Genomic DNA, 12,029 nt, shown 5'->3' with positions numbered 1-12,029 from the left:
TCGAACACCTCGCCGCGCTCTCTGCCGCCGCCAGGGCCGCCTCGGGGGCGCGGAGGCGGGCGGCAGAGAGCGCGGCGAGGTGTTCGACGAGCGTGATGAGCACGTACTTGCTGGACGAGCGGTCGCGCGCGTCGCACTCCACCAGCGGTACGTCCTCCGAGAGGTCCAGGGCCTCACGGATCTGCTGCTCGCTGTGGAGCGGCCCGCCGAAGTCGTTGCACGCCACGATGAACGGTGTGCCGTGGTGCTCCAGGCGGTCGATGGCGTACCAGGAGTCGGCGAGCCGCCGGGTGTCGACGAGGACGACCGCGCCGAGCGTGCCGGAGAACAGCCGGTCCCACAGGAACCAGAAGCGTTCCTGTCCGGGCGCGCCGAAGAGGTACAGCACGGAGCGGGCGTCGAGCGTGATCCGGCCGAAGTCGAACGCCACGGTGGTGGACGACTTGGCCTGGATGCCGTCGAGGTGGTCGACGGCCTCGCCCGCGCGGGTCATGGTCTCCTCCGTGTTGAGCGGACGGATCTCGCTCACGGATCGGACCATGGTGGTCTTGCCGACCCCGAAGCCGCCGACGACAACGATCTTCAATCCGTTGTCGGCCGTCGCGCTCAGGGCGGCGCGGTCAGAGGTTGCGGAGTCCAACGAGCACCTGTTCCAGGATGTCGGGGTCGGGGAGCCGGTCCGCGACACGGGCTGTACGGGGGTGGCGGGCGCTGATCCGGCCGGTGTCGAGCAGGTCGCACAGCATGATGCGGACGATGCTGACCGGCAGGTTCAGGGTCGCGGCTATCTCGACGACGGCGGTGGGGCCCTGGCACATCCGCAGGATCGCGACGTGCTCGGACTGCATCCCGGGGGCCGGGTCGCACTCGGCGACGACGAGCGTCACCAGGTCGAACGCGGCGGAGTCGGAGCGGCTGCGTCCCCCGGTGAGGGTGTACAGCCGGTCCGGATCCTCGTCGCGGCCCGGTCGGGGGCGGGGTGCCGTCGTCATACGGCCGGGGCCTCGGCGGGTTCGCGCGGCGGCGCGACGAGGTGTTCGCCGAGCTGCTCGACGAGCTCGCTCATGTTGTGGCCGACGAGGCCCACGTCGGAGTCCTCGTCGGCGACGACGGCCAGGTGGGCCCCGGCTCCCGCCTCGACGATGAACAGCACGCCGCCGTAGAACTCGGCCATCGCGGACCGTACGCCGCCGGTGCCGTCGCCGAATTCGATGGACGCGCCGTGCGAGAGGCTCTGGATCCCGGCGGAGATCGCGGCCAGCTGGTCGGCCTGGTCGACGGAGAGCTCGGGGGTGCGGCACAGTTTGAGGCCGTCGCGGGACAGGACGAGGGCGTGGCGGGTACCGGGGGTGCGGTCGAGCAGCCCCTCCAGCAGCCAGTTGAGCTTCTCGTCGGTGGTCGCGGTCATCGGGTGTTGCCTTCCGGGTGCGTGGAGTTGGCCCGTACCGCCTTGCTGAAGGTGCTGAAGCGCGCTGCCTGGACCTTCGGGTCGGTGGTGCGGGCCCGGGGGGTGTCGGCTCCGCCGGGGGTGGCGTTGCCGGTACGGGACTCGGCGGCGGCCAGCGTGCGGCCGCGGCGGCGCTTGGGCAGGCCGCTCTCGCCGAACGCGGGCACGGCGCCCGTGGACTCGGACTCCGACTCCGCCGCCGGGGTCAGGGGCGTGGAGGCGTCGTCCTCGGGAAGGGACCGGGCCGCGGGGGCGGCGCCGGCGGTGTCCGTTCCGGCGGCCGAGGTGTGCGAGGGCTCGGGCTCGGCGGGAGCGGCCGGGGCGGCGACGGCCGGGGCCGCGACGGCCGGGGCCGGGATCGTCGGCGTCGGTGCGGTCGAGCGGGAGATGAGGTCCTGGGGGAGCATCATCAGCGCGCCGGTGCCGCCCCGGGCGGACGGCCGGAAGGAGACGGTCAGCCCGTGCTTGCGGGCCAGCCGGCCGACGACGGCTAGCCCGAGGCGGGTGCCGGAGAGGTTGGTGAGGTCCTGGTTCTCCGCGGAGACGGCCTTCTCGGCGCGGCGCAGCTGCACCTCGCTCATGACGAGCCCGCTGTCCTCGACGGTGATGACGATGCCCGCCGGGACCTCCTCCACGTAGACGTGGACCTCGGCGGTGGGCGGCGAGAAGTTGGCAGCGTTGTCGAGGAGTTCGGCGAGCGCGTGCATGACGCCCTCGGCCGCGTGACCGGCGATGGCGACATCGCTGGTGGAGTGCAGGCGGACCCGCTGGTAGCTGCCGATCCGGCCCATCGCGCCGCGCAGGATCGACTCCATGACGATCGGCTTCGCCCAGCGCCGGCCGGAACGGGCCCCGGTCAGCACGGCGATGGAGTCGGCGAGGCGGCCCGCCTGGGCGGTGCGGTGGTCCAGGTGGAGCAGGTCCCCGAGGACGGACTCGTCGGAGTGCCGGTGCTCCATCTCCCGGAGGTCGGCCAGCATGCTGGTGGCCAGCGCCTGCATCCGCCCGGCCGCGTTGGCACAGGCGGCGACGGCGGCGGAGCGCTCGGTCTCGGCGCGGGTTGCACGGGCGGTCAGCCGGTCGACGGAGACGGCCAGCCGGCCCTGCTCGGCGGCGGCGGCCCCGGCGATCCGCTCGTTCTCGGCGCGGGCGTCGGCGGCGACCCGGGCGGTTTCGGCGGCGGCGGCGCCCTTGATCCGGGCGGTCTCCGCGGTGAAGCGCTGGGCCTCGACGGCGGAGGCGGAGACCAGGCGCGACGTCTCGGAGGTGAACCGCTGGGCGTCGGCGGCCCGCAGGGCGCGCAGGGTCCGCGCGGTCCCCAGGGTGTGGACGGCGACGGCCACGCAGACGCTCAGCAGCACGGCGGCTGCGCCCGCGCCCCAGGCCAGCGGGGTCCGTACCGCGTCGGGGGCCGCGGCGACGCCCCACAGGGTCAGCGTGCCGGTTGCGGCTGCCGCGATCAGCAGGGCGAGTGCGGTGGGCCGGTGTGAGGGGCGCAATCGGAGTCCTCGGTGGCGGACGGTGCGGGACGGTATGAGGCGGTGCGGGACGGTGCGAGGCGGTTCCAGCAGTGCGAACCGGGTGAAATCGACTAGTCGAATTCAGGACAGTTCGGCACGGTTATGGGCGATCATGCACAACTGGAGCTGCCAATTCCTGCGCAAGTCTTGGTCACTATAGGAGACTTGACGGTCTGTTTGGGAAGATCTTGTGGGCTTTTTTGTACTGCTTACGTGCTTTGATCCTGGCGCATCCCAAGAGTTCACCTGACGCGACGGCATGCTGAGACCATGGCCGAACAGCATCGACCGCATACCGACATGCCCCCGGCTTTCGTCGCGGCGCTCCGCTCCGCCGTGCGCGGCACGAGCGACTTCGGGGCCGCCGCACGGGCGCTGACGACGATGGACGCCTCCAACTACCGCCGGGTCCCGCTCGGTGTGCTCGCCCCGCGCGACGCCGACGACATCGCCGCCGCCCTGGCCGTCTGCCGGGAGCACGGGGTGCCGGTGGTGGCGCGCGGCGGCGGCACCTCCATCGCCGGACAGGCCACCGGCACCGGACTCGTCCTCGACCTCACCCGCCATCTGCGCGCGATCCTCGACCTGGACCCCGCCGCCCGCACCGCCGTCGTCCAGCCCGGCGTGATCCTGGACGACCTGCGGGCCGCCGCCGCACCCCACGGCCTGACCTTCGGCCCCGACCCCTCCACCCACAGCCGCTGCACCCTCGGCGGGATGATCGGCAACAACTCCTGCGGCGCCCACTCGGTGGCCTGGGGCACGACGGCGGACAACGTGCGGAAGCTGTCGGTCGTCCGGTACGGGGGCGAGGCCCTGCGCCTGGAACAGGGAGGGGCCGAAGGGCCCGAGGGCGTTCCGTCCCTGATCGCCGCCCACCTCGCCCTCCTGCGCACCGGCTACCCCGGTCTCCCGCGCCGCATCTCCGGATACGCGCTCGACGCCCTGCTCCCCGAACACCCCGGCGGCCCCGACCCGGTCCGGGCGTTCTGCGGCAGCGAGGGCACCCTCGGTGTCGTCACCGAGGCCACCGTCCGCCTGGTCGAGGCCCCGCGCGCCCGCGCCCTGGCGGTCCTCGGGTACGCCGACGAGTCCGAAGCCGCCGACGCCGCCCCGGGCCTCCTCCCGTACCGGCCGCTCACCGTCGAGGGCATGGCCGCCGACCTCGTCACCGCGTCCGCCGGGCTGCCGCGCGGGGCCGCCTGGCTGTTCGTCGAGACCGGCGGCGACACCCCGGCCGAGGCCACGGCACACGCCGAACACGTCCTGCGGGGTGCCGGTGCGGTGGACGGCACGGTCGTCACGGACCCGGCCGGGCAGCGGGCCCTGTGGCGGATCCGCGAGGACGCCGCCGGAACCGCGACCCGGATGCCCGACGGAGCCGAGGCCTGGCCCGGGTGGGAGGACTGCGCGGTGCCGCCCGCCCGGCTCGGCGCGTACCTCCGCGACTTCCGGGCCCTCCTCGCCGAACACGGCCTGCGCGGCACCCCGTACGGCCACTTCGGCGACGGCTGCGTCCATGTCCGTGTCGACTTCGACCTGATCAGCACGGACGGGGTGGCCCGCTTCCGCCGGTTCTCCGAGGAGACGGCCTCTCTCGTCGTCGCGCACGGCGGCTCCCTCAGCGGCGAGCACGGCGACGGCCAGGCGCGCGCGGAACTGCTGCCCCGGATGTACGGGGACGAACTCGTCGCCCTCTTCCACCGGTTCAAGGACCTGTGGGACCCGGACGGCGGCCTGAACCCCGGCATCCTCGCCCGCCCCGCCCGCCTCGACGAGAACCTCCGCTTCGCCGTCCTCCCGAAACGCCCGGTGGACGTGGAGTTCGGCTACCCGCAGGATGGCGGGGACTTCGCGGGCGCGGTCCGCCGCTGCGTCGGCGTCGCCAAGTGCCGTACGACGGAGGCGACCGGCGCGGGCGTCATGTGCCCGTCCTTCCGGGCGACCGGCGAGGAGGCCCACTCCACCCGGGGGCGGGCCCGGCTGCTTCACGAGATGCTGGCGGGCGAGGTCGTCACGGACGGCTGGCGCAGCGAGGAGGTCCGGGACGCGCTCGACCTGTGCCTCTCCTGCAAGGGCTGCCGCAGCGACTGCCCGGTCGGCGTCGACATGGCCACGTACAAGGCGGAGTTCCTGCACCACCACTACCGGGGCCGGCTCCGCCCCGCCGCCCACTACGCCATGGGCCGCCTCCCGCGCTGGCTCCGCCTCGCCGCCCCCTTCGCCCGGCCGCTCAACGCCCTGGCCCGGCTGCGCCCCCTGGCCGCGCTCGCGAAACGGCTGGCCGGGATCGCGCCCGAGCGCGGGCTCCCGGTGCTGGCGACGCAGACGTACAGCCGGTGGCTGCGCGCACGTCAGGGCAAGGGCACACGCGTCCTTTCCGCGAACCGGGTGGTGCACCTCTGGGCGGACACCTTCACCGAGCATCTGTCCCCGCAGGTGGGCCGGGCGGCGGTCCGGGTCCTGGAGGAGGCGACGGGGCGTACGGTGCTGCCGCCCGTCCCCGGCCTGTGCTGCGGCCTCACGTACGTATCGACGGGCCAGCTCGACGCGGCCCGCCGGGTGATGCGCCGCACCCTGGACCGGCTCGGCCTCTCGCCCGGCGAACCGCTCGTCGTCCTGGAGCCGAGCTGCGCCGCGACCCTCCGCACCGACCTGCCCGAACTCCTCCCCGACGACCCGCGCGCCGCGGAACTGGCCTCTTCCGTGAAGACGTTCGCCCAATACCTGGAGGAGTACGCCCCCGACTGGACCCCGCCCCGGCTGGACCGCCCGGCCGCCGGCCAGACGCACTGTCACCAGCACGCGGTCCTCGGCGACGCGGCGGAACGCGGCCTGCGCGAACGGATGGGCCTCACCGGGGAACTCAGCGGCGGCTGCTGCGGGCTCGCCGGGAACTTCGGCTTCGAGAAGGGGCACTGGGAGGTGTCCGTCGCCTGTGCGGAGGAGCGGCTGCTCCCCGCCGTACGGGACGCGGAACCCGGCACGGAACTCCTCGCGGACGGCTTCTCCTGCCGTACGCAGCTCGACCAGCTGGCCGGGCGGCGGGCCCGGCACCTCGCGGAGGTCGTCGCGGAAGCCGTCGAGGAGGCCGCGGAAGACCCCACGAGGGCCTCGCGGGAGGAGCCGGGGGACGACGTGTAGCGGCGCCCGGCCCGGGGCTCAGTGCGTCGCGCCCCGGGCGACGATCTCGCGGGCCAGCGCGGCCAGCTCCGGCAGGGCGGGGTGGCCGGGGGCGTCGCGGCGGGCGAGGAGGACCGGGACGCCCGGGGCGTCGTCGAGCGGGACGTAGGCGACCCCCGTGTGCGGGTGCAGGGTCGCGGTCGAGGCGGTGGAGACCCCGCTGCCGCGGCCGGCGGCGATGGCGGTGAGCCAGTCGTCGGTGTTCCCGACGGTGACGGTGGTGGCCGGCCGGGCGTGCGGCGGCCACAGACCGGCGGTGGTGGTGCCGGAGACGGTGTTCAGGACGACGGGGCCCTCCGCGAGGTCGGCGAGGGCGAGCGAGGCCCGCCCCGCGAGCGGCCCGTCCGCGGTCACCGCCGCCACCCGGACCTCGGTGAACAGCACCTCGGCGACGAGACCCGGCGCGTCCACGGGCCCCCGCAGCAGCGCCGCGTCGACCTCGCCCCGGGTCAGGCCGGCGGTGCGGTCGTCGATCCGGAGCAGTTCCAGCGGGGTCCCCGGGTGGCGCTCCTGCCAGGCCCGCAGCAGCGGCGTGGTGTACGGCCCGAACGCGGACCAGGCGTGGCCGAGCCGCAGCGGCCAGGTGCGCAACCGGCCGGGGTCGAGGGCCTCGTCGAAGGCGGCGACCGCGGCGGCGGCCTTGTCACGGAAGGCGACGCCGTCGGAGGTCAGGGCGAGGTGGTGGGTGGAACGGTCGACGAGCCGGACCCCCAGGTGCCGCTCCAGCGCCGCGAGGGTCCGGGACACGGCGGGCTGGGTGAGCCGGAGGCGGGCGGCGGCACGCGTGATGTTCAGCTCGTCGGCGACCGCGAGGAAGGCCCGCAGGTGCCGGAGTTCCACGGGGCGGCCGGTGGGGAGCGCTTCGTTCATGCGTGGGGAGCATAACGGGAGCTTGATCGGTATTTCACGGAACGCGCGGGTGTCCCTACGGTGAAGGGAAGCCGACGGCGGGACAGTGCGTCATGTCGTACCGTGCAGTCCATTACAGTGTACCGAGTCGTGTACTGAGCCGTCTCGTCCCCGTTCCCTCGGAAGGTCCCCCGTGAACGACCAGCGCAGCGCCGCCGAACCGGCCGCCGCAGCCGTCGCCCTCCCCGAAGCGGTGACGGCCCTCGAAGGCGCCGCGCCCGCAGGGCGGACCGGGGCCGAGCGCCGGGCGGCGCTGACGCCGATCGTGCTGGTGGTCGCCGGCGGCCTGTCCGTCCAGTTCGGCTCGGCCGTCGCGGCGCTCCTGATGCCGAAGGCGGGCGCGCTGGGCGTCGTCACCCTGCGGCTGGCGGCCGCCGCACTGATCCTGCTGGTGATCTGCCGCCCGAAGCTGCGCGGCCACTCGCGTGCCGACTGGGGCACGGTGCTCGCCTTCGGCGTCGCCATGGGCGGCATGAACACGCTCTTCTACCAGGCGCTGGACCGGATCCCGCTCGGCATCGCCGTCACCCTGGAGGTACTCGGCCCGCTGGCCCTCTCGGTGTTCGCCTCGCGCCGCCTGATCAACCTCGTGTGGGCGGGCCTCGCCCTCGCCGGCGTCGTCCTGCTGGGCGGCGGCGGCCTCGACCGCCTCGACCCGGTCGGTGCGGCGTACGCCCTGGGGGCCGGGGCGATGTGGGCGGCGTACATCGTGTTCAGCGCCCGCACCGGCCGCCGCTTCCCGCAGGCGGACGGGCTGGCGCTGGCGATGGTGGTCGCCGCGGTCCTCTCACTGCCGCTGGGCATCATCGAGTCCGGCGCGAAGCTCACGGTCCCGTCCACCCTGGCGCTCGGCGCGGCGGTGGCCCTCCTCAGCTCGGTCCTCCCGTACACCCTGGAGCTGATGGCGCTGCGCCGGCTGCCCGCGCCGACGTTCGCCGTGATGATGAGCCTGGAGCCGGCCATCGCCGCGGGCGCGGGCTTCCTGATCCTGGGCCAGGCCCTCTCCACCACGGACGCCCTCGCCATCGCCCTGGTCATCGGGGCCAGCGTCGGCGCGGTGCGCAGCCGCACGGGGCCGCGCCGCGAGGGGTGAGCCGCGGCGCGGGGGCCCGGCCGGGCCCTCGACCGCCGGCGGGCAGGGCCCCGTCACCCGCCCGCCGGGAACGGGAAGCGGACATCGGTCAGCCGCTCCGACACCTCCCACAGCCGCCGCCCGGTCGGGGCGTCGACGGCCGCCGGGGCGAGGGTCACCCGGGTCGGTCCGCCGCGCAGCTCCCCGGCGCCGTCCGGGCCGATGAGGTCGCCGCCCCGCGCCTCCGGGGCGGTCGCCGCGTACAGCTGCGGGAGGGCACCCGCGCCGGGGTGCTGGGCCAGGGGCCGCAGAACACGGCCGAACAGCAGCTTCACCAGGCCGGTCGGCCCGCTCGTCTGCAGGTTGGTGGCCGTGTAGCCCGGGTGCGCCAGCAGGCTCCGGACCGGGCTGCCGGACGCGGTCAGCCGCCGGTGCAGCTCATGCCCGAAGACGGCGTTGGCGAGCTTCGACCGGTCGTAGAAGGTCATCGGCCGGTAGTCGCGCTCGCCGTTCAGGTCGTCGAAACGCAGGTGCGCCCTACGGTGGTTGACCGAGGTCACCGTGACGACGCGCGGGTCCCGTCGCCCGGCCGCCAGCAGGTCGAGCAGCAGCCCGGTGAGCGCGAAGTGACCGAGGTGGTTGCAGGCGAACTGCAGCTCGTGTCCCTGCGCGCCGACCGTGCGGGGCGGCGCCATCACCCCGGCGTTGTTGACGAGCGTGTCCAGCCGCGCGTGGTCGCTGTGCAGGCCGTCCGAGAACGCCCGTACGGAGTCGAGGTCGGCCAGGTCCAGGCGGCGCACCTCCAGCGAGGCCCCCGGCCGGTCGGCGGTGATGGCGGCGGCGGCCCGGCGCCCCTTCTCCTCGTCGCGCACGGCGAGGACCACGTGCCCGCCCCGGCGCGCCAGGGCCCGGGCGGTCGCCAGGCCCAGGCCGCTGTTGGCCCCGGTGACCACGGAGACCCGGCCGGCCTGGTCGGGGATCTGCCCGGCGGTCCAGTGCGGCTTCTTCTGCTTACCGTCCTGTGTCGTCATGCGGCATACGCTGTCGTGTGTGGCACTCGGTGTCAAGGAGATACTGTGTGCCAAGAAGGTACCAGGTGTCAAAGATGGCATGAAGCTACGATGGTGGGCGTGAGTACCCGCCCCGCAGTGACCATGGCCCAGCGCAAACGTCAACTCGTCACGGACGAACTGACCGAATCGGCGCTCCAGTTGATGGCCCGGGAAGGGTTCGACGCGGTCACGGTCGACGCGATCGCCGCCGCCGCCGGTGTCTCCAAGCGGACGTTCTTCCGGTACTTCGCGTCCAAGGAGGACGTGGTGGTCCAGTTCCTGGCCGACATGGGAACGGGCATGCGCGCCGAACTGGCCGCCCGCCCCGAGGCCGAACCCCCCTCCGCGGCCCTGCGCCACGCCGTCTGGGTCGCCATGGCGGCCTGCGCCGACGGCGCCGAGCACTCCGGCCGGGCCCTCCGGGTCGTCCAGTTGATCCTGCGCACACCCGCCCTGCGCGCCCGCTTCCTGGAGCACCAGGCCCAGTGGCGCGACGACCTCGCCGTGGAGACGGCCCGCCGCCTCGGGCTCGACCCGGAGACGGACCTCTCCCCGCGCCTCGCCGCCGGGGCCGCGCTCGCGGCGTTCGACACCGTGCTGCGGCGCTGGAGCGACAGCGACGGGGTCGAGGACCCGGCCGCGCTCACCGACCGTGCCTTCGCCTTCCTCGCCCCGGCGCTGGACGCCGGCTAGGGGCCTCTCGGCGCGCCCCTCACCAACTGCACGGCCGGTGCGGTTCGGTGATGGAGCCGGCCGGTTCGGCGGGGCGCCCGGGCCATCCCGTCCGGTGCCGGTGCTCGATGCGCCAGGACAGCCGCCGGGGCCACAACGGGGTGGCGGGCAGACGCGCCACGGGCACCCGGACCGGGGTGCCGCCGTAGTTGTCCAGCGTCTCCGGTGGGCCGATCTCGCCCGTCGCGGACACCGGGAAGCAGTACTCGTGCCGGCCGGCCTGCTGCGCGCGTGCACCGCCTCCGCCAGGGGCAGTGCGGCCCGAGGCGTACCGGGATCCCCGGAGCGGTCGTCGGGAAAGACGTAGTGCGAGCCCTCCGCGTCGTCACGGGGCTCCAGGACCCGTTTGCCGGCGTCGAACCGGACGGTCACCGCGCGCGGTTCGGCACTCATCGACGGAGGCTGACACGGACCACCGCCGCGCCGCCGCCGGAATGCCCCCGTCCGTACGGCGGCGGAGCCTACAGTCGCCGGATCCAGTCCCGCGCCGGTCCGCCAGGAGGCCCCGCCATGAAACCGACCACACCGACCGGCAGTCACCCGGGCACCGGCGAACGCCACGACCTGCTGGCCATGGTCGCCGACCAGCGCACCAACTTCCTCTACACCGTCGCCGGACTCACCGACGAGCAGGCCCGCGCCCGGTCGACGGTCAGCGAGCTGACCCTCGGCGGACTCGTGAAGCACCTCGCGGCGACCCAGCGGAGCTGGCTCTCCGTGATCGACGGGACCGCCGCCCCCGAGGTCGGCTGGGCCGACCTCGACCCGGACGGCAACCGGATGACCGACGACGAGACCCTCGCCGCCCACCTCGACGCGTTCCACGCCGCGGCGGAGGCGTTCGACCGTACGGTCCGCGAGGAGCCCGATCTCGACCGGGCGGTCACGCTGCCGCGCTACCCCTGGTCACCGCCGCAACCCGTCGTCTGGACCGTGCGGCACGTCCTGCTGCACGTGTTCCGCGAGGTCGCCCATCACAGCGGTCATGCCGACATCGTGCGGGAGACCCTCGACGGGGCCAGCACCACCGAGCGGATGGCGAAGGCGGCCATGGGCGGCGAGTGACGTGCGGCCGGGGTGACGTGCGGCGGGGGTGACGTGCGGCCGGGGTGACGGGCTGCGCGTCACCCCGCATACCCCGGGCAGAAAATCATGCAAGCGTGCTTGATTGTTTCCTGGAGCGCTGCCATGCTCCTGGGCACCACACCCGGTCCCGAGGGGAGCGCACGTGTCCGCTGTCGTAGCCGTGATCGACGATCTGCGCGAAGAGAGCGACGAACTCGACGCCCTGGTAGGCGTCTTGGACGAGCCCGGGTGGCGCGGGCCGACCCCGGCCGAGCGGTGGACCGTCGCCCACCACATCGCCCACCTCAGCTGGACCGACGAGGTCGCGCTGCTGGCGGCCACCGAGCCGGACCGGTTCGGGGACGAGGTGGTCAAGGCCCTCGCCGCGCCCGAGACCTTTGTCGACGAGGCCGCCGAAGCCCTGGTCGCCGCCCATGATCCGGACGCCCTGCTCGCCCGGTGGCGTGAGGGGCGGCAGCGGCTCGACAAGGTCATGAGGGACGCCCCGGCCGGCACCCGGATCCCCTGGTACGGGCCGCCGATGAGCATCGCGTCCATGGCGACCGCCCGGCTCATGGAGACCTGGGCGCACGGCCAGGACATCGCCGACGCCCTCGGGGTGACCCGGACCCCCACCACCCGGCTCCGGCACGTGGCGCGGATCGGCGTCCGGGCCCGGAACTACGCCTACGGAGTACGCGGGATCACCGCACCCGAAGAGGAGTTCCGCGTCGAACTCCACTCCCCGGCCGGCGAGATGGTCGCGTACGGACCGGAGGGGGCCGCCCAGCGGATCACCGGCCCGCTCCTCGACTTCTGTCTCCTGGTCACCCAGCGCGCCCACCGGTCCGACCTCGCCGTCACCGCCGAGGGCCGCGAAGCCGACCAGTGGCTCGGCATCGCCCAGGCTTTCGCCGGACCTCCCGGACCCGGCCGCCCGCCCCGCGCGGAGCGGGACGGCCAGGACGGCCACCGGTGAACGGCACCGCCCCCGACGGCCGGCCGGGACGGCCACCGGTGAACGCCCCCCCCGCCCCCGCCCCCCTCCC

12 protein-coding genes are annotated in these 12,029 nt (G+C 74.5%); 5 read left to right on the top strand and 7 right to left on the bottom strand.

The genetic code is table 11. From position 1 onward, the window contains the following. The 4 genes from HET64_RS29710 to HET64_RS29695 all read right to left on the bottom strand — a co-directional run. The coding region (locus tag HET64_RS29710) for an ATP/GTP-binding protein (protein ID WP_215110240.1) at positions 1-640 on the bottom strand (640 nt) is incomplete at its 3' end. Then, complete coding sequence (locus HET64_RS29705; RefSeq protein WP_003967208.1) at positions 621-992, bottom strand: DUF742 domain-containing protein; 372 nt, start codon at positions 990-992, stop codon at positions 621-623. The genes HET64_RS29705 and HET64_RS29710, both read right to left, overlap by 20 nt. Further along, positions 989-1,408: a roadblock/LC7 domain-containing protein gene (locus HET64_RS29700; protein ID WP_030709614.1), complete on the bottom strand. Its 420-nt coding sequence runs from the start codon at positions 1,406-1,408 to the stop codon at positions 989-991. The genes HET64_RS29705 and HET64_RS29700 overlap by 4 nt, the downstream gene beginning before the upstream one ends. After that, positions 1,405-2,946, bottom strand: coding sequence for a sensor histidine kinase KdpD (locus tag HET64_RS29695; RefSeq protein ID WP_215110239.1), 1,542 nt, complete (start codon positions 2,944-2,946; stop codon positions 1,405-1,407). The genes HET64_RS29700 and HET64_RS29695 overlap by 4 nt, the downstream gene beginning before the upstream one ends. Before the next feature lie 291 nt (positions 2,947-3,237). Here HET64_RS29695 and HET64_RS29690 point away from each other — a divergent pair, with 291 nt between their 5' ends. Continuing rightward, positions 3,238-6,111 (top strand): FAD-binding and (Fe-S)-binding domain-containing protein, encoded by a 2,874-nt coding sequence (locus tag HET64_RS29690; protein WP_215110238.1) that lies wholly within the window; start codon positions 3,238-3,240, stop codon positions 6,109-6,111. Between the two features lie 18 nt (positions 6,112-6,129). Here the strand turns inward: HET64_RS29690 and HET64_RS29685 are convergent, their stop codons facing one another. Then, positions 6,130-7,020 carry a LysR family transcriptional regulator gene (locus tag HET64_RS29685; RefSeq protein ID WP_215110237.1) on the bottom strand — a complete coding sequence of 297 codons (891 nt, stop codon included), beginning with the start codon at positions 7,018-7,020 and terminating at the stop codon, positions 6,130-6,132. 172 nt (positions 7,021-7,192) lie between these two features. On the opposite strand from HET64_RS29685, the gene HET64_RS29680 reads away from it, so the two are divergent. Beyond that, positions 7,193-8,152, top strand: coding sequence for a DMT family transporter (locus tag HET64_RS29680; protein ID WP_215110236.1), 960 nt, complete (start codon positions 7,193-7,195; stop codon positions 8,150-8,152). A gap of 53 nt (positions 8,153-8,205) precedes the next feature. Here the strand turns inward: HET64_RS29680 and HET64_RS29675 are convergent, their stop codons facing one another. Then, positions 8,206-9,162 (bottom strand): oxidoreductase, encoded by a 957-nt coding sequence (locus HET64_RS29675; protein ID WP_215110235.1) that lies wholly within the window; start codon positions 9,160-9,162, stop codon positions 8,206-8,208. A gap of 90 nt (positions 9,163-9,252) precedes the next feature. Between HET64_RS29675 and HET64_RS29670 the strand changes: the two genes are divergently transcribed. Next, complete coding sequence (locus HET64_RS29670) at positions 9,253-9,876, top strand: TetR family transcriptional regulator (protein WP_215110234.1); 624 nt, start codon at positions 9,253-9,255, stop codon at positions 9,874-9,876. 19 nt (positions 9,877-9,895) lie between these two features. On the opposite strand, the gene HET64_RS29665 is transcribed toward HET64_RS29670, so the two are convergent. Further along, positions 9,896-10,108 (bottom strand): hypothetical protein, encoded by a 213-nt coding sequence (locus tag HET64_RS29665; RefSeq protein ID WP_251146060.1) that lies wholly within the window; start codon positions 10,106-10,108, stop codon positions 9,896-9,898. A gap of 317 nt (positions 10,109-10,425) precedes the next feature. Here HET64_RS29665 and HET64_RS29660 point away from each other — a divergent pair, with 317 nt between their 5' ends. Further along, positions 10,426-10,980 carry a DinB family protein gene (locus HET64_RS29660; RefSeq protein WP_215110233.1) on the top strand — a complete coding sequence of 185 codons (555 nt, stop codon included), beginning with the start codon at positions 10,426-10,428 and terminating at the stop codon, positions 10,978-10,980. 163 nt (positions 10,981-11,143) lie between these two features. Then, on the top strand, positions 11,144-11,959 hold the full coding sequence (locus HET64_RS29655; protein ID WP_215110232.1) for a TIGR03084 family metal-binding protein: 816 nt from the start codon (positions 11,144-11,146) through the stop codon (positions 11,957-11,959). Positions 11,960-12,029 lie beyond the last annotated feature (70 nt).

The sequence above is a fragment of the Streptomyces sp. McG3 genome (genome assembly GCF_018619185.1).
Taxonomy (GTDB): Bacteria; Actinomycetota; Actinomycetes; order Streptomycetales; family Streptomycetaceae; genus Streptomyces.
This window is presented reverse-complemented; position numbering and strand designations above follow the sequence as displayed.